A 24,804-nucleotide genomic window follows, 5' to 3' on the forward strand; every position below is an offset into this window, starting at 1 on the left:
TATCTATCCTTATCAATAATTATAACTTCTCTTAATATTTATTAAAAGTTATTTAAGACTATTACGTTGTTTTGTAATCTTTATGTAATCTTTCGTAATTTTTTGATTTGACGCTTTTGTTAACCCTTTAATCAAACGATTCCGAGTTATTAAATTATATATGACCACCTATTTTTTAAATTAAATATGTCGGTTATATTACTTGAGGGTTGCTATTACATTACAACTTGCATAACAATATGTTTTTATTCATTGATCCAAGTGAACAGGAATAGAAAACTCTTGTTTTTCGTTCTTATAATAAATGCTATAATGGTTGGGCATGAAGGAGGAGTTAAATGAAAAATAAAAGAATCTTCCAAATCTCAGCCGCAAGTTGCTTCTTGCTTTTTCTAGCGTTGAGTCTACTTGTCTTATTTCGCGTGGATCTATTGTCTAGTTTTGACCAAACACTGACCCATTGGATTCGTATTCCTTATCCTGATTGGAATCCATTTCAGCGGTTGATCACGACATTTGGAAATGCAATAACTGTCATTTTAGTATTTGGATTAGTTGCTCTTTGGTTGTGGCACAAGAAAAAAAGAAAAGAACTGTATTGGTTCATCTTCAACTTTGTGCTAGTTGCTGGGATATTAAATCCACTAATCAAGCTGTTGGTGATGCGTGACCGTCCAAGTCTTCAACATTTAGTGGTCGAAACGACATATAGTTTTCCCAGCGGACATGCCGCAACGAGTATGATCTTGTATGGCACACTGATTTTTTTGATGCCATCTTTGATCAAGACGAGAGAATGGGCATGGATGATCCAAGTATTGTTAGGTTTATTGATTCTGAGTATTGGCGCTAGTCGTGTCTATCTGGGTGTCCATTATCCTAGTGATATCCTCGGTGGTTATAGCTTGAGCCTGTTTTGGTTATGCTTGACTTATCCTTGGTATGTCCAACAACGCTTGCCATTTACACAATCAAATAGGAAGAAGGGATTTTAATGGAATTTCCTTATGCTGAAGGAAATAAACGTTACCATTCTTGGAATTATGCGTTACGCCATGAATTTGGTGGAAAAATTTTTAAAGTACCGATCGATGGTGGCTTTGATTGTCCCAATCGTGACGGGACAGTTGCCCATGGTGGCTGTACCTTTTGTAGTGTTTCTGGCTCTGGTGATATGATCGTTGCTCCAGAAGAGCCACTACCGATCCAATTTCAAAAAGAAATCGATATGATGCACAAAAAATGGCCACAAGTGAATCAATACATCGTTTACTTTCAAAATTTCACAAACACCCATGCGCCAGTCGAAGTCATTCGTGAACGATTTGAACAGGTCATCAATCTACCGGGTGTCGTTGGTTTATCAATTGGTACTAGACCAGATTGCTTACCCGATGAAGTCGTTGATTACTTAGCTGAATTGAATCAACGTTTATATTTATGGGTAGAATTGGGCTTACAAACGACTTATGAAGAAACCTCCATCCTGATCAATCGAGCCCATGATTATCAGACGTACCTAGACGGTGTTGCGAAATTACGGAAGCACGACATACGTGTATGTACGCATTTGATCAACGGTTTACCGGGAGAATCCTTGGAAATGATGCGGGAAAATGTTCGTCGCACGATCTTAGATTCTGATATCCAAGGAATCAAACTACATTTGATGCACTTGATGCGTAAAACGAAGATGTTACGAGACTATCATGAGGGCAGACTGCAGTTGATGAGTCGAGCAGATTATGTATCTGTCATTTGTGACCAACTGGAAATGATTCCTCAAGAGATCATCATCCATCGTTTGACTGGTGATGCACCTTGGGACTCCTTGATCGGGCCAATGTGGAGTTTGAAAAAATGGGAAGTCTTGAATGCGATCGATGAAGAAATGATTCGTCGCAATAGTTACCAAGGAAAGTACAATATTCGAGAAGGAGTCAAAAGCGGATGTTAAAAACGGCACTTCATTTTAGCCATACGCTATTGGAGGAAATCATCCAACCGGGAGATCATGTGATTGATGCGACGATGGGTAATGGGTATGACACCGTTTTTCTAGCAGAAAAAGTCGGAAAAACCGGTCAGGTATATAGTTTTGATATCCAAAAACAAGCATTGGCGTCCACGCAACAGAAATTGTCAGAAAACGGCTTATTGGAGCGGACGACCCTGTTTTTACAAGGACATGAAACCATTGGTACGGTCATTTCTGAACAACAACCCATCAAAGCCGTCATCTTCAACTTAGGCTATTTACCCAAAAGTGATAAATCCGTCATCACGCTACCTGAAACGACAAAAACAGCGATGGAAGAAATCTTGAAACGTTTAGTTCCACAAGGTCGCATGATCATCGTCGTTTATTATGGCCATCAAGGTGGCGAAGCAGAACTAGATATGGTACAAAACTTTTGCCAAGCGTTGCCTCAAGAACAATTCAATGTTTTGAATTATCAATTTATCAATCAAAAAAATAATCCTCCGATCTTGTATTGTATCGAAAAAAAGAAAAGCCACAACTAATAAAAACCTCCTTATCTTCTAGTGTGATAAAACTGAGAAGATAAAGAGGTTTTTCATTTTTTTACCAAAACCTAACGACCAATTAGAATGCCATTTTCTTAATGGTATTCACTTGATTTACATTTGTCCTATGATTTGGTGAAATACTGTTTTAGCACACGAATGATCAATATTGTTACGCCTACTGCCAAAATAAAACTGATGATGGCTATTAGGATTCCTAAAATACCCATGATGTTCTCCTTACTATGTAACACGCTTAGACAAAAACCACTAGCCCGCCAGCTAGTGGTTTTTGGTCGTAATATGAACCTGTTCTTTGTTGAATACATTATACTATAATACAATTAACATTCAAGTGTGTCTGTGTATTTAGAATAGAAATTCATCGTTACTTCTATTGATCAAACGATTATCAAGAGAAATACTTGATTAAGTGCTTTTTATTTTACATAGTCATGGTTCCTAAAATCATTGACCTGACTTAATAAGAAATCACAGATTCACTTTCCAATAACTGAAAACTATTTGCCACAACTTTTGTTACATAAGTACATTAGCCTTGCTAATTTTCCAAGGTTCATGTTTGGATTCATCCAAAAGCACCAATCAGACTGCATTACATGAAAAACACCAAACCAAGGGCTTCTTGATTTGGTGTTTTTCGACTTCCATTTGAACATTCGTTACACAATGACGGGAGTAAGACATTCGTTCTCTCCCACCACCTAAAACCGAATAAACGGCGGTAACAGAAGGAACCTCTTCGGAAATAAGGCTGAACACTTCTGTCCCAACCGCCTACTCAAACACAAACTGATTATGATACAACTCCGCATAGAAGCCATCTTCTGCTAATAGTTGGTGATGGTTTCCTTCTTCGATCACTTTACCATCACGTAAAACGACGATACGATCAGCATTCAAAATCGTCTTCAAGCGATGGGCGATCACGAAACTTGTCCGACCTTTGATCGCTTCATCCATTGCTTTTTGGATTCTTGCTTCAGTTACTGTATCCACGTTACTTGTTGCTTCATCTAAAATCAATAGGTCTGGATTCGTGATGATTGTTCGCGCGATACTGATCAATTGCTTTTGCCCCGTACTGAACAAATTATTTTCTTCAGAGACGTGAGTATCATAGCCATGTTCTAGCGTCTGGATAAAGTCATGGATATTTGCTTGTTTCGCTGCGCTAACTACTTCTTCATCCATTGCATCTGGTTTACCAAAGACAATATTGTCTCGGATCGTGCCAGAAAATAGAACTGATTCTTGTAGAACGATTCCGACATGTCGACGCAAATCGTCTAAATCATACTCGCGGATATCTGTTCCGTCAATGCTCACAGAGCCACCGTTCACATCATAGAAGCGATTCAACAAGTTCATGATCGTTGTCTTACCTGAACCAGTTGGGCCTACTAAAGCAACCATCTCGCCTTTGTTCACATCAATGGAAACATCATTTAAGACTAATTTCTCTGGACTATAACCAAAATCAACATTCGTTAATGATAAGCCTTTTTCGATTCCAGCAAATGGTTTGCCATTTTGTGGCTTCACTTCATCTTTTTCAGCAAACATTTCATTCAGTCTTCGCGCTCCAGTGATCGCTAATTGGATCATACTGTAGCCAGAAGAAATTTGCATCAATGGTTGATAATATTGTTGGGAATATTGGACGAAAGTAACTACTAATCCTAGCGCTACTGAACGTTCCAGATCACCATTCAACGCTAACCATCCACCAAAGAAAATCACGATCGCGGTGTTAACTAAAGACATGCCTTGCATCATTGGGAAAAGCAACCCTGAGTATGCTTGTCCTTTAAATGTTGCTTCACGAACAGTTTGATTATGGGCTAAGAAGCCTTCGATTGTTTCTTCTTGCAGACCATTCGTGATGATCACGCGTTGGCCACTAATTTTTTCATCCATGTAACCATTCAATTTACCGACTTCATCTTGTTGGATGTCTACATATTTGCGGGCTTTTTGAATGACTAGGACAGCAATCAAAATCGCTACCGGTGTAGAAGCAATCGTCGCCCAAGCAAGTTGGACATTTTGGCGGAACATCATGATCAAGATACCAACTAATAGAACCGCATTCGTGATCACTTGAAGAAGTGCTTGGTTCAAACTATTTTGGATATTATCCAAATCGCTAGTGAAGCGACTAAGAATCTCTCCGTCTTGATGGGAGTCAAAAAAGCGGATCGTTAATTTTTCTAATTTATTGAATAGACCAATACGCATCCGGTTCGTTGATTTCCCGACCACTTGTGTAAATAAAATACTGTAAATAAAATTTGCCGCACTGGCTAAAACATAAAACATCAAAAGCTTCCAAATAATCGAAAGGAAATTACTTTTATCATCGACACCTTGCATCAAAGCACCGATGTAATTTGCTAATTCTTGGAAAGCTTCCCCGATATATTGAGGTGCTTTCACCTGTAAGTAAGTTGCTGCAATCACAGTAATAAAGATAAAGAAGAAGGAAACCTTGTACCGCTTTAAATAATGATAGAAAAACTTACTTGCTTTAATCAAATCAGTCATGGCTACTCCTCCGTTCCTTTTTGAGTTTCGAAAATCTCTTGATATACCTGATTGTTCGCAACGAGTTCTTCATGCGTTCCTTCACCCACTAGTTTTCCTTCATCCAATACCAAGATGCGGTCTGCTTTGACAACAGAAGCAATCTTTTGGGCGATAACGATCGTTGTCGTGTCTTTCAACTCACGATCAAGGGCTTCGCGAACTAGTTTTTCTGAACGAGCATCTAATGCACTGGTACTGTCATCTAGAATCAGGATCTTTGGATGACCAATCACACCACGTGTGATAGATAAACGTTGTTTTTGTCCACCAGAAAAGTTACTACTACGTTCTTCGACTGGTGCTTCATAACGATCAGCTAATTTCTCGATAAATTCTTTGGCTTGAGCGATAGAAGAAGCATTCTCCATATCCTTTTCTGTTGCATTCTTGTTCCCTTGACGTAGATTCTGGGCAATCGTGCCTGAAAAAAGAATCGCTTTTTGTAAAACAAACGAAACGGTATTTCTTAAACTGTGTTCATTCACTTGTCGTAGATCAACACCACCAACTTCTACTTTTCCTTCTGTTGGATCGAACAAGCGTGGAATCAATTGTGCTAAAGTTGACTTTCCTGCTCCGGTTGCCCCAACAATACCAATCATTTCACCAGGCTCGATCGAAAAAGTGATATTTTTGAGTGTGTCTGCATCATCACCAGGATAACGGAAAGACACGTTTTCAAAACGAACAGAACCAGTCAATTCTTGTTCAGGTACATCTAGATAAGTTAAATCTGGTTCAGTATCCAAGATTTCTTTGATCCGTTTCAATGAAACGGCAGCTCTTGAGGTCATCATCATCATCATACCGCCAATGATGATCGCCATCATGATCTGCATCAAATAGTTCATAAATGAAGCAATACCACCAATCAGGGTTGGATCATCTTTTGCAAGATCACTGACGAAGAAGATTGCGCCCACCACAGCTAAGTTCGCAGCTAACATAAATGAGGGAATCATGACTGAAAATAATGTTCCAACAATGATATTGTGCTTTGTTAAATCTTCACTGACTTTACTAAACTCATTCAACTGATTTTCTTCTTGGACAAACGATTTGACTACTCGAATCCCCATTAGATTTTCTTTTGCGATACTATTAACTTTATCGATCAGTTTTTGGATGATCATAAAGTGCTTGCCCATACGTGTAAAGGACAGCGCTGTGATCAAGAATACAGTAACGATCAAAAGAACGATGATCCACCACAACTGAGGCATTGTTGCCATCGCAAGAATAAATGCACCAATAAACAGAAACGGGATACGGAACAAAGATTGCAAAGAAATCATAACTAAGTTTTGGATCTGCGTAATATCGTTCGTTAAGCGCACCACTAAATTACCAGCAGAAAACTGTTCAATATTACCAAATGAGAAGGTCTGGATCTTGCGAAACGCTTCCTCCCGGATATCTGCACTGACACCTTGTGCGACTTTAGCAGAAAATATCGTATTCGTGACTCCAGCTGCTAAACCTAGGAGTGCTAAACTAATCAAAGAAATGCCAATCGTACGCATTTCATCGCTGTCTTCCGTGATGATTGCTTCTAGTACTTGTTGCAACAACTTAGGTTGCCAAAGCGTAGCTGTCACCATAAGTGCGACAGAAAGCAAAGAAACAAAAACAGCTAATCGATAGTTTTTTGCATGTTTTAAAATAAGCTTCATATTTGTGACTTACACCTCTCTTTTTTTATAATAAATCGTCCTATTTTATAATTCGTAAAAATAGACCGACTAACAATTTACCATGTTTGAAAAAAGAAATCAACCTGTAATTTTTTAACGCTGGAACTACTTTTATAATAGAAAGAAACTTTAAAGTGTCTGTTTTTAAATACACCTTCTTTCTTCTTGAGTTTATCTTCCTCTCACTATAAAAGGTACGTTATGGAATTCTTCTTTATTATGCTTATTTCCAATCCGTTTAGCACCTATCTTGCTCGCCACAATCATAACCACCCTTCAAAAGGGTGGTTTGCTCTAGGGCTATAAGCCCTTAACACCGGCCAGCGCCTAAAGACGCTGGCTTTCTCATTTCATGTTCAAGCCATATTGCCTTTGTCACTTTTGCCTACCTTTAAAAAGGTTTTTGTTCTACTCTCTAACCCTTAAAAGGGTCCTCGTATTCTCGAACGCTCAATTTATCTAGCGCTATATCATGTTTCTCTTGTTCTTGAATGTATTTCCTTATGGTCGCTTCATTCAATCCCACTGTGCTTACATAATATCCTTCTGCCCAAAAATGTCGATTGCCAAATTTATATTTTAAATTTGCATGTTTATCAAAAATCATCAATGCACTCTTTCCTTTAAGATAACCCATAAAACTTGACACGCTTATTTTTGGTGGGATACTCAATAATAGATGGACGTGATCTGGCATCATATGTCCTTCCAAGATTTCTACTCCCTTATACTTACATAGTCGTTTGATAATTTCTTGAATACTTGCTCGATATTGATTATAGATGATTTTTCTTCTATACTTTGGTGTGAATACAATGTGGTATTTGCACAGCCACTTTGTATGGGCTAAACTATTTGCTTTATTAGCCATTTCTTTTCCCTTCCTTTCGTTATCAATATGACCTGAACAATCATATTTTAACGATAGGAAGGGCTTTTTGGTAGAACCTTTTATTCCCCACCCGCATAGCAGGTGGTTTTCTGTTTCACTCGCTTTGCGAGCTCAACTTGGTCTAAAGACAATAATAAAAAAGAAGTGATCTTGATCGATCACTTCTACATTTCTTCTACCATTCATAAGTAGACTTATTCGCCTTCTCGTTCTCTTGCCCAAGGGAGGTCCAAAGATAAACTAGCGGCAAATGCTTTATAGGCTGTTCTCTCCTGCTGTCTCGTAGCACGTCATTCATCATATCCCTTGCAGACTAATTGTTCTTCTGCTGATTCAGGCATGACATGTGGCACCGTAAATTCTTTTTCAAGGTTCATATGTGAAGGAACCGCAACGAATGTCGTAAAGCAAGTAGCAGCCAAATAGCGTTCACCTGTCGTTAAGTTTTCACCGATGATCTTCACAAAAACCTCCATTGATTTCTTATGGGCACCCGACACGTAAGATTCCACACAAACGGAATGATTTTCATGCAAAGGCTTCAAAAAATTCAAACTATCTAAAGAAGCAGTGACTGCCCCTCTGCGACAATGACGGGTGACCGAAATCGATGCTGCATCATCGATCATTGCCATTAGTTTCCCTCCAAAAAGATACCCAAATGGATTCAAATCAAAGGGAAAGATCCGATGTGTTTGGATAACCATCGAGTCTTTGCAATACTTTGTTTCTTCCATACGTGGTCAGCTCCTTTTGTTGAACAACCAAGCGAGAGCTCGTTGGATCCATTGGTCCCAAAAAATCCAATCATGTTCACCAGGACCATGTTCGAATGTCACATCGATGTTGTTTTCTTTTAAAATTTCTGCCATTTCTTGGTTGGCTTGATAGAGAAAATCGGATTCACCACAAGCAAGATACATACGTGGTGGTTCTTTGTCACTTTTTGCTAAGGTTTCAACAAGGTAAGCTGGATCATTTACTGAACCTTGGATGCTATCTAGTGGACCAAAAATCCCTTCCCAGAACTTGGCTTGACGGATCATCAATAAGTCGTCCATTCGATTACCAACTGAGACCGCACCTGAGAGAGAAATAATAGCTGAAAAATGTTCGGGCTTTGCTAACCCTAATTTCAACGCACCATATCCACCCATTGAAAGACCGGCTGCATACGTTTTTTCTCGTTTCGTTGTCAGTTGTGGGAACAATTCGTGACAGATTTCTGGTAATTCTTCTGAGATAAACGTCCAGTACTTCATATCATACGTTGTGTCTGTGTACCAACCTAAATCCGTTGATGGCATGATGACGGCTAACCCGTAATCCGCCGCATATCTTTCAATGGAAGTCCGTCGTTGCCAAACACTATGATTACCTCCCATACCATGTAACAGGTAAAGCACTGGAACATCCGTCATATTGGCCGACGTACTTGTCCCAATCACTTTTTTGGTTGTCTGAGGTAAAATCACATTTAGATTGACTTCCATTTCTAATACGTTTGAATAAACATTTGCTTGGATAAATGCCATATGTTTGTCGCCTTCTTTACTTTATTCAGATCGTTTTTCTGATAACAATCTGTAAATTTACTTGTATTCTTTTATTGTAGCATTTTTTTGACGAATTAAAAATGTTAGCCCTAGCGCGATGATGACTAATAACAAGCCCACCAGATAGACTTGGTGTAACCCATGATACAAAATTTCTCGTAATGGTGTTAATATTTCTGCGTCAATCATTTTTGCTGTTTGTGGATTGACTAATTTGTTCATAATATCCGGATCGTCTGTCAATTGTTTGGCAGCAAGTTCAGCTTGCGTGACCCGGTTGATCAATAATCCAAAAACTGCGACCATCACTGTTTGCCCAATGGTGCGGACTAACGTATTAAACGAAGTGGCAACACCCATTTGTTCTGAAGGCACACTGTTTTGTGCGCTGACAGTCGATGTTGTCATTGTGATCCCTAAGCCGACACCGATGATCGTTGAAATCAGGAAGAACCATAAAAAATTACTTTGAAATGGCATCAGCCAAAGTCCTGCACCACCGATAATGGTAATGAACAACCCAATACGTAACACTCGATAGGTGGTCATCTGGGTCATCCACTTACTTGCTAAGAACGAACCAACCATCCAAACAAGAGAAAGTGGTGCCAAAACTAATCCACCAATTGCCGCATTAAGTCCTAATACTCCTTGCATCCACATTGGGATATAGACATCAATCCCCATTAAAAAACCACTTGCTAAAGCTGCTGCTGCATTCACAACGACAAAAAGCGGGTTTTTAAATAGGTGTAGCATGATGACAGGATCTTCTGCTCGTTTTTCGACGAACAGGAATAAGAAAAAGAATAAAACACTACCTATCAATAATGCCAACACAAATGGTGTCAGCCCTTGATCACCTAATAATTGAAAACCTAGTAACAGCAGAACCAATGTGAACATCAAACTAAAACTACCTTTAAGATCCATCGGTTTTGCTTCACGAGTTGTTTTTGGTTCATTGAGATAGAGCCAAATCAGTACCATCAGTAATAACCCAATTGGCACATTAATGAAGAAAATCCAGTGCCAACTCAACGCTTCCACAATAAACCCACCAGCTAATGGACCAAACACACTAGCGATTCCCCAAGCTGAACTATTTAAACCCAATACTTTTGCTCGTTTTTCAATCGTGTACAAATCGCCAATGATCGTCAATGCGACTGGCATCATTGCTCCTGCACCCATCCCTTGAATTGCCCGCGAAATAATCAAGCCAAGCATAGATTGAGAAAGCCCACAAAAAAGTGAACCGATAATAAATAATAGCGTACCAAAAATAAAAATCGGTTTTCTTCCAACTTTATCTGCAAGCTTCCCATAGATGGGTGTCAACATGGCATTCGTCAATAAATAAATCGAAAACACCCAGTTCATCATTTCCATGCCGTGCAGTGAACCAACGATCGTTGGCATTGCAGTCGTAACGATTGTCCCCTCAATCGCCGTCATAAATGTAGCGATGAACACGCAGATCGTTACGACTTTCACGTTTGTTTTTCTTTCCATTCTCAAGCCCACTCCTTATCGTAACTTCCGTTATTTAAATGGCATCATCTGCCTAATAAACTTCGACTCTGCTAAAAAAGCCAAAATACTCTAAAAGTAGCATAAGCTACTTTCGAATATCCCGGCTTACTGGTCTACATTTGATGTGCGTCACACGTAGCGAACACATTCAATTCAAACATAAATTATTTAGCTAAACTAGCTTTTAATGCATCTATTTTATCTGTTTTTTCCCATGGCAAGTCAACATCTGTACGTCCAAAATGACCATATGCGGCTGTTTGTTTATAGATTGGACGACGCAAATCAAGCATTTCGATGATTCCCGCAGGACGTAAGTCAAAGTTTTCTCTTACCGCAGCAATCAACGCTTCTTCTGGCACTTCTGCTGTTCCAAAGGTATTGATTGAGATCGAAACGGGTTGAGCGACACCGATTGCATAAGCCAATTGGACTTCTACTTTACGAGCAAGTCCTGCTGCTACGATATTTTTCGCAATGTAACGTGCCGCATAACTTGCTGAACGGTCAACTTTCGTTGCATCCTTACCAGAGAAAGCACCGCCGCCATGACGGGCATACCCACCATACGTATCAACAATGATTTTTCGTCCTGTCAATCCAGCATCTCCTTGAGGTCCGCCGATTACAAAACGTCCAGTAGGGTTAATATAATATTTTGTTTGTTCGTCCAGTAGTTCTGCTGGAATAACTTCTTTGATCACTTTTTCAATGACATCTTGACGAATCGTTGCGTTATCAACTGCATCATCATGTTGTGTCGAAATAACGATCGTATCGACTCTTTCTGGTTGTCCTTGGTCATTATATTCTACAGTGACTTGTGATTTTGCATCTGGGCGCAAATATGTTAATTCTTTTGATTTACGCAATTCAGCTAAACGACGTACTAAGCGATGACTTAAAGCAATTGGTAAAGGCATCAATTCTGGTGTTTCGTCCACTGCAAAACCAAACATCAACCCTTGGTCACCAGCGCCGATTTCATCTAATAAATCTCTTTCTTTTTCGTCACGGATCTCAAGTGCTTCATCCACCCCTTGAGCGATATCTGGTGACTGCTCGTCAATTGCTGCCAATACTGCTACAGTATCACCATCAAAGCCGAATTTTGCACGAGTATAACCAATTTCTTTGACTGTCTCACGTACCACTTTTTGGATATCCACATATGCTGTCGTAGAGATTTCGCCAAATACTAAAACTAACCCCGTTGTTACAGACGTCTCACAAGCTACTCTTGCATTTGGATCTTGTTCTAGGATCGCATCTAAAATCGCATCACTGATTTGATCAGCGACCTTATCCGGATGTCCTTCTGAAACAGATTCTGATGTAAATAAATGTCTTTCTACCATAATTATGATTCCCCCTAGTTAAATTCGGTTACAAGGCATCTCCGTTCGTACGGATCCTCTCGGGAACTTGCAACGAGTCAAGTATAGCAGATAAACAGATTTTACGCTCGTTTTTTTGTTACTTTTTAGAAAAAAGAGAAAGTTGTAAAAATGATAAGGAAACGAATTTTTTAGAATAAAGAAATAGAAGGAGTTCGTGTGTTTTAGTTCGTAAAATCAGTTATTGAACGTATTTAATTGGCTCTTTTTCTATTGCCTTTTTAGTTCATTTATTGCTGGCTTTCTGGCTAGATCTTTACTTGTTACTTTTGCCTGATGTTTGACTTGAGAAAGCATATAAGAGATTCGATTTTCTCGTGAGGAACAAATAGCAACTTCTTCCGAAGCAGTTGCCAGTGTGTGAACAGCTTGCCTACTGGTATTATGCCAAGGTAAGGGAATCCATTGTTTACTTATTTGATTTGAGTGATTAAATTTTTCAATTCTGTTGCGGTGATTGATTTCTTTCTGAATTTCTATTGTTTTTTCCTGAAGAAAATCAATCGAAGAATCGATTATTTCTTTTGCTATTGGTATCTGGGTATAGGTGTTTCGATCTGTTATGAGACTTATTTCATGTCTAATACTTAGAAGTGCGCGATGCAAGTCCGACAAATCAACTTCACTGATCTCACGTTGATATAATGTCCCCGGTGCCTCTGCTACTTTTAAGATTTTTTCTGTTATTTGTTCGTCGACTGTTGGTGGAATACTGCCACCTCTATTCAAGATTACCTTTATATAAGGATCTTCTCTGTATAATGAACGGATATTTCGATACCATTCATCTTTACTAAGACTACTACCCGATTGTTGCGCATGCGCATATATCGAATTTCTAAATCGACAATAACCAAAAACATAATCAAAGTTTTTATTCCATTCCCGATTGTGTTCCTTCATTGCATGAAGAAATCTTTTCTGCATCTCAAAAGTTGCGTTCTTATGCTTATTATTCCACGTTGGCGTTATTTTAGGGCCATCAACTAATTCAAATAGGCAATCATTACAATTGAACAAAATCAATATTAAAGATGTTTCGATGCCACTTACTCCATAATTATTAGTCGTTGGCGGTTCCAATTTTATGGCAGGAATCTTTTTGAATTGGTGAGAAAGAGCTTCGATTTTTATTAATGTTCCATATGGATAGAAATTTAATAAATCCCGTGCAGAAAATAAAATATTACTCAATTCTTCAGCTTTAGTAGCTGATACCATCACATAAGATACAGCCCCCGCACCAATCTCTTTTTTCTTATCTACTTGCATCACCAGAAACTGGTCATCCTTTTTATAGACAGTTAACCCACAGACATGTCCAGCTTGGTCAGAAGCTAACGTAGAATAACTCGTCGGAAAAAGCATAAAATCTGTCGGATCATTATTTCTCAAATTCTCTAAAACAATTTTTAACTTCTCCATTCGGTCAAAACGATACAACGCAATCGTTCGTTCCAATGACTGAATGATAGATAGTTGCCTTTTTTTATCAATAAAAAAGCCATCTTTGTCATTTTTGAGCATTTTTATGTAAGTTGAAAATAATAATATGTAATTTTCCGGTCTGACAAAATAATCCTTGTTACTCTTTAGCGACAAAGTTAATGCTAACATATCCATTCTTCTTGCAAATTCATATAACTGTTTTGTTTCTCCAATCTCTGATGATAAAAAATAGGCGCTAGTCCTTGGTATCCACTTCTCTGCAAACTGAACCAACCACCCTTTATCACTTAGCAATCCCCATTCTTTTTTTCTTAATTCTGTTCGTCTCTTTATTTCTGCGTAGTTTTCTTGAAAACGCTCATCAATCCTTAAAAGTAGATGTTCATTCATTTTTTTAGCTACTGGAATTTTTATGAATGCTAATCGTTCTTTGATGATGGATCGTAAACATCCATCAAATTTGAGCATGAGCACTAACTTATCATCAGCAACCTCCTTAATATCCTCTTCATAAAGTTCACTTAATGATTCTACTGCTCGATCAAGTCTTTTGATTAATTTCGCTTCATTTAGAATTGGAAGATCTCCATTACCATTTTGTATAGCGAGGATATAAGGATCCAATTTAAAAACCGTTTCAATAAGCTTATACCAAATTTTTTCTTGTCTGTGGTGATGGATGATCGTAGTTTCTATATCATACCCTTTTCGGTATAAATAATAGCCAAAGATATAATCAAACTGAGCATTCCATTTTTTGTTTTTTCCTTTGACTACTTTAAGAAACCTTTCGCGCATTTCTACTGTTGGATTCGGATGAACTAGGTTCCATGTCGGTGTCACTCTCTCATTTATATCAATCGAAAATATATCTCTTTGGCAGTGATACAAGGCTAATTTTAACGTAGCCTCTAATTCCAGAATCACACAATTCCCTGTCATCTGTTCTTTCATTTGTATTGTTGGAATAGATTGAAATGCTGCTGAAATTGCTTCGATATCTTTAAATATATCAAAAGGTTTATGCCCGTAATGATCTCGATTAACAAAGAGTATTTTACTTAAGTGCTCGATCTTCGTTAGCGGTATCTGGGTATAGGAAACAACGGTCTGTTTAAAGTATCTTTGTTTGTCTACTTGGATCGCCAATAAATGATTGTTTTTCCGATAGAAGATCAAGCCACATAGATGAGCAGATAGATTATGCTCAAACACAGAAAAAGTAGCCGGGAAAATTAGAAAGTCTGTGGGGTCATCACTTCTCAAGTTGAGTAATAATTCTTGTATCTTCATGGGTTTCTTGATCTCGAAAATCTGTTTCGAGTATATTAATGATTCAATAATGTGTGCCTTTCGTTCCTTATCAATGAAAAAGGCATCTTGATCATTTTGGATCATTTTTTCATACAGTGCAAAAATCATTTCTAGTCCGTCATAAAAGCGATCATTTTCTTTCAAAGACAGATTCATGGCAAGTATATCAATTCTTTTCTTAAAATCATTTATTTCCATTCGTTCTTTTTTCGATTGTTTTTTCATTATTCATAGTTACCTCCAAAATAAATAATTTTAGTTTTTGTTGCAACATTCATCGTATGGCTAACAAAATATGACACATTTTATAGCCCATTTTGGGCTTTTAAAAAGAGAACGGACGTACAAATACCTTGCATATCATGGTAGGAATTTAAATCTATCCTTTCTCGTATGTATTTCTTTATATGCTCACTTGATATATCAGTTGTAATCAGCAATCTATGCTCGTCGAATGAATCAAAACTCTTTATCTTCTTTTAATGCCAAGCTTAAAGCGAACTTAGCTGATTTTTTATCCATTCATTTCCATAGTTATTGTTTTCGATCCTCTCATCACTTTCCATTAAAATAAATAACGCAAAATCACTTTTCTTGTCTATGATTCTTCTTGTTTGTTGCTTCTCTTACTAGATTATTGCTTACAGAACCAGATAAATTTTTTGCTCGATCACATAGTTCCGAAAAGTGCCCTTTTAGAGTATCACCAAAATTTGTACTTCTCGCTAGCAAATTAGGTGAGGTACGAGAGCTGTGTGCAACTGGACTTGATGTTTCTGTAATTGGCATAGTGGTAGAGCGATAGATTGGTTCTTCCTTTTGTCTCTTTTGTGCGAGATCTACACGGCGCTGATACTCTCTTTGCAATCTGTCGTTCTTTATTTCGGTACAATAAACCATGTGTTCAGACATTTCTTTGGCTACCGGAATTTTGATAAATGGGATTCGTTGTTTTATAAAACCTTGCACATACGCGTTAATTTGAATTTCTTGCTGGATCTTAGATGTCTCCATTACTCTCAGGACATTCTCAGGTACCGATCCCATTGTTTCAACCATTTTCTTCACTTTTTTTCTTAGTTGTTCATCAAAGATCGTTGGAATCTGCCCCCCGCTGTTTACCATTTCTTGAATATAAGGATCATGCTGAAAAAGATATCGGATATTCTTAAGAAGGGCTTGTTTTTGATCAATTCCTGAATGTTCCATTTTTTTACATATATTTTTAAAATAAAAATAATAGTCGTAGATATATCGCAAATTCTTATTCCAATTTCCATTAATTCCTTGAACTGCCAAAAGAAATCTCTCTTTCATTGTTAAAGTTGTTCCAAGATCTTCCATCCACCAATTTTGGTGTCTCTGAGGCCTTGCTGAAATAGGCTCATTCAACTTGCCCCATTTTGGTGTTACCTTCTCCTGGTCATTCAAACGAAATATATCTTTTTTACAATTAAACAGGATAGTTCTCAACGATGCTTCTATTTCACTAATGACGGAATTATCAATGGTTTGCTCTTTGAGTTGTATTGCTCGAATCGGGCGAAACTCATGTGATAATCCTTCAATTTTTTTAAGTATATCGTATGGTTTTTCATTTGAAAAATGACGTTTTGAAAAAAGCAATTGACTTAGCGCTTTTGCCTTTTCAAAAGGAACTTTCACATATGATACCGCACCTGTACGATAGGACTGTTCTTTATCCACTTTCATCACAATAAAATTATTTTCTTTTTTGTAAATCGTCAGACCGCAAACATGCCCAAAATACTTCTGTGGATGATCAGTGGAAAAAGCTACCGGAATAAGCATAAAATCGGTAGGGTCATAATTCTTCAGTTTTTCGAAAATAGTTTGGAGACTTCCTGCGCTATCCATGCGATACAACTGTATTGTTCTATTTAACGAATGGACAATATTCATTGTTTGTATTCGATCAACAAAAAAATTATTATAATCAGTTTTGATCATCTTCGCATAGATTGAAAATAGTAATTCGTAACTTTCCGGTGAAACAAATGATTGATCATTCGGTTTCAACGATAATGACATAGCTAGCATGTCCACTCGTTTTGCAAATTCTTGTCTTTGCTCCATTGTCTCTTGGTTCGGAGTGATATAATCCATGATACTAGTTGGTACTACTTTGGAGACAAACTGCGTGATTCTACTGCTTTCATCCAGTTTTCTTCTTATTGTCATACGACGCTTTAATTCACCCTCTATTTCTTCAGAGCGAACTTCCATTTTTGAAAGACAAAGTTGAGTCATCTCCTTAGCGATCGGAAGTCTGATTAGAGGTAATCGTTCTCTATAAACGCTAATGATTTCGCGATTCTTATGAAGCCCATTTACTAACTCATTAAATGGTAAATCGATGACCTCTCCCCCATCTAATTGGTCTAATGTATCTAATACATCTACTACGGACATTTCCATTCTGTTTCTTAGATAAGATAGTTCCGTGCTAACAGTCCTTGAAATATCACCGTTGCTTTTACGCAATGCTACTATATAGGGATCTTCTACAAATAGGAATTCAACGATGTTCGGCCACGGTGGATAAAAACTCTCTGTTGCTACGACAGAATTTTCAATCAATCGATTTTTCTTATATAAAAAATAATCAAAAACATAGTCAAACTGTTCGTTCCATTCTTGTTTCTTACCTTTGACCGCTTCAAGAAATCTTTTTTTCATTTCAATATTCGGATCAGGATGTTTCATGTTCCATGTTGGGAGCGGTGGTATAGTGGACTCAATAAAAAATTCATTTGTGCGACAATTGGACAAAATGATCCTCAAAGCACTCTCTACTTTACTGATCCAATGATCATTGAACGCTATAGTTTCTTTTTTATCAACGGGCGTAGACGTAACTTGGTATTGGTCTGAAATTCCTCTGATTTCATCCACTATATTGGGTACTTCTGAATCAATTGACCCAATAGCATTACGATCAAAGGTGATAATTTCACACAAACTAACTACGTCCATTAAAGGTATCCAAAAATAATCCTGTTGTCTTAGCTCATCCAGTTGTCCATTCTCTACCTGCGTCACAACAAAATAATCTTCTCTTTTATAGATTGTTAAGGTACTTAACTGAGGCATCATATATTCGCTAATCGGACTCTTAAGAGGAATAGGAAATATCATAAAATCTGTTGGATCATTATCCCTCATATTTTCCAACAATTTTTTCAGGTTCTCTCTATTTTCAATGCTACAGAATTCTTTTGATCGTTGTAATGATTCAAGTACTCTCGCCCGTTGCCCTTTCTCAGTGAAAAATTCATCAGGATCGTTCTTGATCATGCTGATATACGTTGAAAAAACCAATTCATACATTCCTAATGATGAACGAAAGTTTTCCGACATTGTATCCAGTGATAGTGCTAAAGCTAGCATATCTAGTCTTTTAATAAATTCATCTTCCGTGTCCATATCATTCTCTCCTCCTAGGTAGTGATTTTGGATTTCCCATACCATATTACGAACTTATCGTTATCCGTCAATTTATTAAGTAAGTTTACAACTAAAAGAACTCTATTGTTTGACTTATTAAAACCACAATTTATATTTTTCAAAATCCATCAGTTACTTTGTCAATGTATTCTGCACTTTACATTTGACTTGTTTACTGACTAAACGCTGATTTTTATCTTTTGACACCTGTTTTACTTGATCAATCATTGAAATAAAACGATTCGACACAGATACCATAGTCCCTGTTGTTCTTTGAGAAGTAGGTGATGATAGTGGAGGGCTTTGAACGCTAGCAGGAGGGGATATTATTGGCAGACGTTCCATCATTTGGCAGGTAGATTCTTTTGGTTCAATGCCGATACGTCGATTGATTTCCTTCTTTATTTCTATATTCTTTATCATTATGCGAGCAATATAGTAGTCTAACATTTCTTTTGCCACAGGGATTTTGAGAAAGGAGAGTCTTCCTTTTAATAATTCTAGTTCATAGGTATTCTCTCGAATTTCTTTGTATAGGTCAGATAACCCGACTGCTTTGATTTCTCTGTTCAACAATATACCTGCTTTTCCTACGAGTTCTATCATTTTCTCTTTTAAAGATACGTCAAAGTCAGCTGGGATCATTCCCCCGCTATTCAGTATTTCTACAATGTAAAGATCATTAGAATATAAATGACGTATGGTTGTATACCAATAATCTTTATGTATAGATAATTGTGCTTCTCCCCATTTTATCGATTGTTTTTTTCGATAAAGATAATAACCCAATACATAATCAAAATTTTGATTCCATTCTTGATCTGTTCCTTTCATTGCCTCAACAAATCGTACCTTCATCTCTATGGTTGCTGAATATTGACTATCTTTACCCCATTTTGGTGTGATTCGATCACACGTTTGTAAAGCAAAGAGATCCTTTTTACAGTGGAATAAAATCAATCTCAAAGTAGCTTCGATTTCAATAATTCCACAATTACCAGTAGTTTGATGGGCTAATTTTATCGATGGGATCGCTTTAAATTTATGAGAAATAGCTTCGATTTTTCTTAAGATACCATATGGCTTAAAATCAAAAAATTCTCGTGCAGAGAAGATAATTTGACTTAACTCCTGAATATTTTTTAACGGTGCTTTAACATAAGAGACTGCACCTGATTCAAAAAAAGACTCTTTATCTACTTGCATAATCATAAATTCATTGTCTCTTTTATATATGGTCAATCCACAAATATGCCCGCCTTCTTTTGGATCTAACATATGATAATAAGCTGGAAACAGTACAAAGTCCGTTGGATCATTATTTCTTAAATTCCCAAAAATATTATGTAAGTCTTCTATGTTTGTTAGTTTATAAATCTCTATGGTTCGTTGTAAGGACTGTATAATATGTGGTTGCCGTTGCTTATCAATAAAAAAATCTTCTTGGTCATTTTTGATCATTTTAATGTAGGTCGAAAATAATAGATCATAAATTCCTGGGAAACAATTGATATCATCATTGGATTTTAACGATAACGTTAAAGCCAACATATCTATGTTTCGTGAAAAAACATATTTTTTCTGTTGTTTCATTATTTCTGTTTGAACAAAACTACTATCATTTGTTGATACTACGTTTGTTCCTAGCTGAACTAAACTATAACTATTACTTTCCAGAGTTAGTTCTTCTGGTTGATTCTTTATGATACGTCGTTTCATTTCTTTATTTATTTCTTGGTATCGCTCTTGTAGTCTTGAAAGGAAACGTTGATTCATTTCTTTTGCTATAGGGTTCTTGATCATAGTCAACCGATCTTCATAGATAGTGATCATTATTCCATCATGATAGAGTGTATTCATCAATTCAATCGAACTGACTAATGGGAGTTCTCTATCATACAGTACATTTAATGGTTTGACGGTTAAGACAAGATTTTTTTGCAATAGCTCCTCATCTATATCTAAAATCTTTCCATCGCTATTCATCAATGCAAGGATATAAGGATCCCTATTAAAACTTTTTTTGATACTGTCCCGCCACTCATTTTGTTTATTACTAGGTAAAATTGCCTTGATTCCAATATTTCCAGTTTGATACAAATAATAGTCAAAAATGTAGTCAAATTGGTCATTCCAGATGTGATTGTCCGTTTTTATCGCTGCAAGAAGACTTTCACGTATTTGTATAGTCAGCTGAATATTAGCCCCATGCCAGAGTGACTTTATCCTATCAGTAGTATTTACCGAAAAAATGTCTGCTATATAGTGGAACACTAGTATTTTAAAGATATCTTCTAAGGCACTGACCGGATTGTCCATTCCTTTTTTTACTATACTATTTAAAACAGGAATTTCCTGAAACCCAGCTGAAATTGACTTGATCCCATGGAATAAAGAGAAGTCTTCTGAATTTTGCACATTCAACTTCAAAAAAAATAGTTCACTTAAACAAGGTGCTTTTGTTAGTGGAATCCTAGCATATGACACCTGTCCTACACCAAATTTCTCTTTTCTATCTACTTGAACAACAAACAAATCATTTTCCCTTTTATAAACGATCCAGCCACAATAATGTTGTAAATTATTTCCATCTTTATCTAGATTATTCAAATTTTGGAAAAGCATGAAGTCTGTTGGATCATCATTGGTCATTTTTTCAATGATTTTCTGTAGAAAACTTGGATGATCACTGCTATAAAAATCCATAGATCTTTTCAGTGAATCAATCACTTTTGACTGGTTTTCTATATCAATAAAGGATTGATCATCATCATTTTCTAGCATTTTTATGTACGTTGAATACAGTGAACTATAAAAATCTGGTGAAGCAACTCTTTGATTATTTTCCTTTAACGAAAGTGCTAATGTTAATATCTGTAGTTTTTGGAGAAATTCATTTTTATTGTTTTCTTTCATCATTTTTTCGGTATTCATATTTTCCTTTGCCAAAATTCTGTAAATAGTTCTACCCAATTTTAAAAGTTATCAGATCAATGTTTATTTTCTGTTTCTACATTTCCGATTCTACGGCTGCTGACTACTCTCATTTGGTTCAATACGAGACGTCTATTCAGATAAAACAAATTCGATACACCTACTTTTTTGTTTGATGAATGCTCGTATAACCGACACTGTAACTAAATCCAGACTAAGATCGTCATCTCTATTCGCTGTATGTCCAGCATTGTCACATTGATAGGTACAACAGGTTTCAATCATTCGGGATATGATTTGAAGCTAGGGTAGAGTCGCTTCTGCTTCTATGGATACAACGCCATTATCTTCAAGCTTCATTTCAGTTGACGGTTAATAGGGGGATAGTGCGGACGAAAATTGGTTTGTTTTCGATGTATCTATCGAATCTTCTTTTCTAATTTATAGATATTACTTGTTTTGACTAAACAGGTTCCCTCCCTACTCATCGTATCTTTTTACTTGCATTTACTTTCTTATTTGAGCGCTGACTTTCAAGTTCCGAGTCTCCTTTTGCTTGATAATTTTTGTACCAATTTGTTCCTAAGGAATGAAAAAATCTTCTGACCTACAAGGTAGCCTATTTATTTCTTTTTTAAAACCAGCAACATTTCTATGGTTTTCTGTTGCTTCTTCTCCTACCATATAATCCTTCTAACTAAATTTTTCTATCATCTAGTTAAAAATTTATGGATTTATGACGTCATATTTCGTACATTCTAACTAATTATAGTATAGTGACTACTCCTATAAAAATTACCCATTTATTTTAAAATCACGAAAAAAATACTCTCCCATAACATCAGCAAATTGATAGGTTTAAGAAAATAGTAGATTTATATGATGAGAATAATCATTTTCTCAGCTCTACAGCCAAAAGATGATACAGGCTCTGATGATACAGTCTCTATAATGAAGTAAACTGATAAAAACAAAGCTGCTCAAGAAAGGATATCTCCATGGATGAACCTACAAAAAATTACTTAGTTTAACAGACAAAAAAATCATTTTCCAAAGAATTGGCTTTCTGAAAAAAGAAGGTAGACCTTCTCCTACATGATTCATGTAGGGTTAGATAATCAACCAACAGCGGGTTATATGAGATGTAGGATGAAAGTGATCAAATATAGAAAGGGAATCAAAAATACCTTCTAAATACCTTATAGTAACGGGACATTGGAAGGAACAATAATATTAAGGTCAGCAAACGAGTGACTGATAGATACCGCCATTCCTTCCATTTTTTTTACCATATTGACTTGATCCAGGGCTAGGTTTTCCAAGATCGATCCAAAAAAAAAAGAATCAATCGAAGCCTATTTCTGCTTCGATTGATTCTCGATGAAATTCTTCTAATTTGAACTCACCAACACTACTTGTCGAAGAGCCATTTAAACTCGCCAACACTACTTGTCAAAGAGCAAAAAAAAGATACTTACATGAAGTATCTTCGATGACCCGTACGGGATTCGAACCCGTGTTACCGCCGTGAAAGGGCGGTGTCTTAACCGCTTGACCAACGGGCCAGGTAAAAATATGAAAGTAATGGGCCTAAATGGACTCGAACCATCGACCTCACGCTTATCAGGCGTGCGCTCTAACCAGCTGAGCTATAGGCCCATAAAAACTAAAGCGGGTGACGAGAATCGAACTCGCGACAACAGCTTGGAAGGCTGTGGTTTTACCACTAAACTACACCCGCAGTATGGCGCGGGACAGAATCGAACTGCCGACACATGGAGCTTCAATCCATTGCTCTACCAACTGAGCTACCGAGCCAAACGGTTCCGACGGGAATCGAACCCGCGATCTCCTGCGTGACAGGCAGGCATGTTAACCCCTACACCACGGAACCAATGTTTTTAGTTTTTAATTGCGGGAGCAGGATTTGAACCTACGACCTTCGGGTTATGAGCCCGACGAGCTACCAGACTGCTCCATCCCGCGATAATATGAAAAAGGAGGATAAGGGATTCGAACCCTTGCACGGTTTTACCCGCCTGACGGTTTTCAAGACCGTTCCCTTCAGCCGGACTTGGGTAATCCTCCAATATAAAGCTAATGACCCGTACGGGATTCGAACCCGTGTTACCGCCGTGAAAGGGCGGTGTCTTAACCGCTTGACCAACGGGCCAGATAAAAATGAAACGGAGAAGGAGGGATTTGAACCCTCGCGCCGGTTTCCCGACCTACACCCTTAGCAGGGGCGCCTCTTCAGCCACTTGAGTACTTCCCCAAAACCATTAAGATTTTGAATAAATGGGCCTAAATGGACTCGAACCATCGACCTCACGCTTATCAGGCGTGCGCTCTAACCAGCTGAGCTATAGGCCCATAAAAACTAAAAGCGGGTGACGAGAATCGAACTCGCGACAACAGCTTGGAAGGCTGTGGTTTTACCACTAAACTACACCCGCGTGGCGGTCCCGACGGGAATCGAACCCGCGATCTCCTGCGTGACAGGCAGGCATGTTAACCCCTACACCACGGAACCAATGTTTTTAGTTTTTAATTGCGGGAGCAGGATTTGAACCTACGACCTTCGGGTTATGAGCCCGACGAGCTACCAGACTGCTCCATCCCGCGATAATATGAAAAGGAGGATAAGGGATTCGAACCCTTGCACGGTTTTACCCGCCTGACGGTTTTCAAGACCGTTCCCTTCAGCCGGACTTGGGTAATCCTCCAATATGAAATACAACGTCGCTATGGACCTTGTAGGACTCGAACCTACGACCGGACGGTTATGAGCCGTCTGCTCTAACCAACTGAGCTAAAGGTCCAGGCTCTTAAATAATCGCGGCGGAGGGGATCGAACCCCCGACCTCCCGGGTATGAACCGGACGCTCTAGCCAGCTGAGCTACACCGCGAAAAAAAGTATTCATTATTTAAATGAAATGGAGCCTAGCGGGATCGAACCGCTGACCTCCTGCGTGCAAAGCAGGCGCTCTCCCAGCTGAGCTAAGGCCCCTTGAAACTATTTACTAATCGGGAAGACAGGATTCGAACCTGCGACCCCTTGGTCCCAAACCAAGTGCTCTACCAAGCTGAGCTACTTCCCGTAAAACTAACGCGCCCAAGAGGAGTCGAACCCCTAACCTTTTGATCCGTAGTCAAACACTCTATCCAATTGAGCTATGGGCGCATATTTGTAATGCCGAGGACCGGAATCGAACCGGTACGGTGATCACTCACCGCAGGATTTTAAGTCCTGTGCGTCTGCCAGTTCCGCCACCCCGGCGCGTAGTACATTGGCAAAGCGGAAAACGGGGTTCGAACCCGCGACCCCCACCTTGGCAAGGTGGTGCTCTACCACTGAGCTATTTCCGCGTATTTACGATGCCGGCTAAAGGACTTGAACCCTCGACCCTCTGATTACAAATCA

At 38.0% G+C, this 24,804-nt stretch carries 12 protein-coding genes, 22 tRNA genes, 1 pseudogene and 1 riboswitch (1 of these 36 cut by a window edge); of the genes and pseudogenes, 3 read left to right on the forward strand and 32 right to left on the reverse strand.

Annotated elements, in window-relative coordinates; all coding sequences use genetic code 11:
- Positions 1-338 precede the first annotated feature (338 nt).
- From IGK77_RS13595 to IGK77_RS13605, 3 genes are read left to right on the forward strand one after another with little or no spacing between them, the layout of a single operon-like run.
- Positions 339-995 carry a phosphatase PAP2 family protein gene (locus IGK77_RS13595; protein WP_071867920.1) on the forward strand — a complete coding sequence of 219 codons (657 nt, stop codon included), beginning with the start codon at positions 339-341 and terminating at the stop codon, positions 993-995.
- Positions 995-1,957 carry a TIGR01212 family radical SAM protein gene (locus IGK77_RS13600; protein ID WP_071867919.1) on the forward strand — a complete coding sequence of 321 codons (963 nt, stop codon included), beginning with the start codon at positions 995-997 and terminating at the stop codon, positions 1,955-1,957. The genes IGK77_RS13595 and IGK77_RS13600 overlap by 1 nt, the downstream gene beginning before the upstream one ends.
- On the forward strand, positions 1,951-2,526 hold the full coding sequence (locus IGK77_RS13605) for a tRNA (mnm(5)s(2)U34)-methyltransferase (protein WP_074801976.1): 576 nt from the start codon (positions 1,951-1,953) through the stop codon (positions 2,524-2,526). The genes IGK77_RS13600 and IGK77_RS13605 overlap by 7 nt, the downstream gene beginning before the upstream one ends.
- 801 nt (positions 2,527-3,327) lie before the next feature.
- On the opposite strand, the gene IGK77_RS13610 is transcribed toward IGK77_RS13605, so the two are convergent.
- From IGK77_RS13610 to IGK77_RS13765, 32 genes and pseudogenes are all read right to left on the reverse strand, one after another.
- Entirely contained in the window at positions 3,328-5,097 is a 1,770-nt protein-coding gene (locus IGK77_RS13610) for an ABC transporter ATP-binding protein (protein WP_074801979.1), read from the reverse strand.
- Positions 5,098-5,099: 2 nt separating this feature from the next.
- Positions 5,100-6,812, reverse strand: coding sequence for an ABC transporter ATP-binding protein (locus tag IGK77_RS13615; RefSeq protein WP_071867916.1), 1,713 nt, complete (start codon positions 6,810-6,812; stop codon positions 5,100-5,102).
- Between the two features lie 436 nt (positions 6,813-7,248).
- Entirely contained in the window at positions 7,249-7,704 is a 456-nt protein-coding gene (gene tnpA / locus IGK77_RS13620; protein WP_100917284.1) for an IS200/IS605 family transposase, read from the reverse strand.
- Positions 7,705-7,919: 215 nt separating this feature from the next.
- A pseudogene (locus IGK77_RS13625) lies at positions 7,920-8,462 on the reverse strand (acyl-CoA thioesterase).
- A gap of 6 nt (positions 8,463-8,468) precedes the next feature.
- Complete coding sequence (locus IGK77_RS13630) at positions 8,469-9,260, reverse strand: alpha/beta hydrolase (RefSeq protein WP_071867915.1); 792 nt, start codon at positions 9,258-9,260, stop codon at positions 8,469-8,471.
- Positions 9,261-9,317: 57 nt separating this feature from the next.
- Positions 9,318-10,796, reverse strand: coding sequence for an MDR family MFS transporter (locus IGK77_RS13635; protein ID WP_071867914.1), 1,479 nt, complete (start codon positions 10,794-10,796; stop codon positions 9,318-9,320).
- A gap of 185 nt (positions 10,797-10,981) precedes the next feature.
- A complete protein-coding gene (metK, locus tag IGK77_RS13640; protein ID WP_071867913.1) occupies positions 10,982-12,175 on the reverse strand; it encodes a methionine adenosyltransferase in 1,194 nt (397 codons plus the stop codon).
- A riboswitch (SMK box riboswitch) is annotated at positions 12,173-12,253 on the reverse strand. (Overlaps the previous gene by 3 nt.)
- A 171-nt stretch (positions 12,254-12,424) precedes the next feature.
- Positions 12,425-15,202 (reverse strand): hypothetical protein, encoded by a 2,778-nt coding sequence (locus IGK77_RS13645; protein WP_074801987.1) that lies wholly within the window; start codon positions 15,200-15,202, stop codon positions 12,425-12,427.
- A gap of 360 nt (positions 15,203-15,562) precedes the next feature.
- The gene (locus IGK77_RS13650; protein ID WP_074801985.1) at positions 15,563-18,424 is read right to left on the reverse strand and encodes a hypothetical protein; all 2,862 of its coding nucleotides are present in this window, start codon (positions 18,422-18,424) and stop codon (positions 15,563-15,565) included.
- Positions 18,425-18,577: 153 nt separating this feature from the next.
- Positions 18,578-21,379 (reverse strand): hypothetical protein, encoded by a 2,802-nt coding sequence (locus IGK77_RS13655; RefSeq protein WP_074801982.1) that lies wholly within the window; start codon positions 21,377-21,379, stop codon positions 18,578-18,580.
- Positions 21,380-22,872: 1,493 nt separating this feature from the next.
- Positions 22,873-22,944, reverse strand: a tRNA-Glu gene (locus IGK77_RS13660).
- Between the two features lie 20 nt (positions 22,945-22,964).
- Positions 22,965-23,038, reverse strand: a tRNA-Ile gene (locus IGK77_RS13665).
- Between the two features lie 11 nt (positions 23,039-23,049).
- Positions 23,050-23,120, reverse strand: a tRNA-Gly gene (locus IGK77_RS13670).
- A 4-nt stretch (positions 23,121-23,124) separates the two neighbouring features.
- Positions 23,125-23,197 (reverse strand) — tRNA-Phe (locus IGK77_RS13675).
- Between the two features lie 3 nt (positions 23,198-23,200).
- A tRNA-Asp gene (locus tag IGK77_RS13680) sits at positions 23,201-23,273 on the reverse strand.
- Between the two features lie 18 nt (positions 23,274-23,291).
- A tRNA-Met gene (locus tag IGK77_RS13685) sits at positions 23,292-23,365 on the reverse strand.
- Positions 23,366-23,377: 12 nt separating this feature from the next.
- Positions 23,378-23,467, reverse strand: a tRNA-Ser gene (locus IGK77_RS13690).
- A 13-nt stretch (positions 23,468-23,480) separates the two neighbouring features.
- Positions 23,481-23,552, reverse strand: a tRNA-Glu gene (locus IGK77_RS13695).
- 14 nt (positions 23,553-23,566) lie between these two features.
- Positions 23,567-23,654, reverse strand: a tRNA-Ser gene (locus tag IGK77_RS13700).
- Positions 23,655-23,678: 24 nt separating this feature from the next.
- Positions 23,679-23,752: transfer RNA gene (locus IGK77_RS13705), tRNA-Ile, on the reverse strand.
- 12 nt (positions 23,753-23,764) lie between these two features.
- Positions 23,765-23,835, reverse strand: a tRNA-Gly gene (locus tag IGK77_RS13710).
- A gap of 1 nt (position 23,836) precedes the next feature.
- Positions 23,837-23,912, reverse strand: a tRNA-Asp gene (locus tag IGK77_RS13715).
- An 18-nt stretch (positions 23,913-23,930) separates the two neighbouring features.
- Positions 23,931-24,004 (reverse strand) — tRNA-Met (locus IGK77_RS13720).
- Positions 24,005-24,015: 11 nt separating this feature from the next.
- Positions 24,016-24,105: transfer RNA gene (locus IGK77_RS13725), tRNA-Ser, on the reverse strand.
- Positions 24,106-24,127: 22 nt separating this feature from the next.
- Positions 24,128-24,201 (reverse strand) — tRNA-Ile (locus tag IGK77_RS13730).
- A 14-nt stretch (positions 24,202-24,215) separates the two neighbouring features.
- A tRNA-Met gene (locus IGK77_RS13735) sits at positions 24,216-24,289 on the reverse strand.
- 28 nt (positions 24,290-24,317) lie between these two features.
- Positions 24,318-24,390, reverse strand: a tRNA-Ala gene (locus IGK77_RS13740).
- 17 nt (positions 24,391-24,407) lie between these two features.
- A tRNA-Pro gene (locus IGK77_RS13745) sits at positions 24,408-24,481 on the reverse strand.
- 9 nt (positions 24,482-24,490) lie between these two features.
- Positions 24,491-24,564: transfer RNA gene (locus IGK77_RS13750), tRNA-Arg, on the reverse strand.
- 10 nt (positions 24,565-24,574) lie between these two features.
- A tRNA-Leu gene (locus IGK77_RS13755) sits at positions 24,575-24,660 on the reverse strand.
- A gap of 17 nt (positions 24,661-24,677) precedes the next feature.
- A tRNA-Gly gene (locus IGK77_RS13760) sits at positions 24,678-24,749 on the reverse strand.
- Positions 24,750-24,759: 10 nt separating this feature from the next.
- Positions 24,760-24,804 (reverse strand) — tRNA-Thr (locus tag IGK77_RS13765) (it continues 28 nt past the right edge of the window).

Origin of the sequence: Enterococcus sp. DIV0806c (assembly GCF_051710905.1) — a bacterium.
Classification (GTDB): domain Bacteria; phylum Bacillota; class Bacilli; order Lactobacillales; family Enterococcaceae; genus Enterococcus_B; species Enterococcus_B mundtii.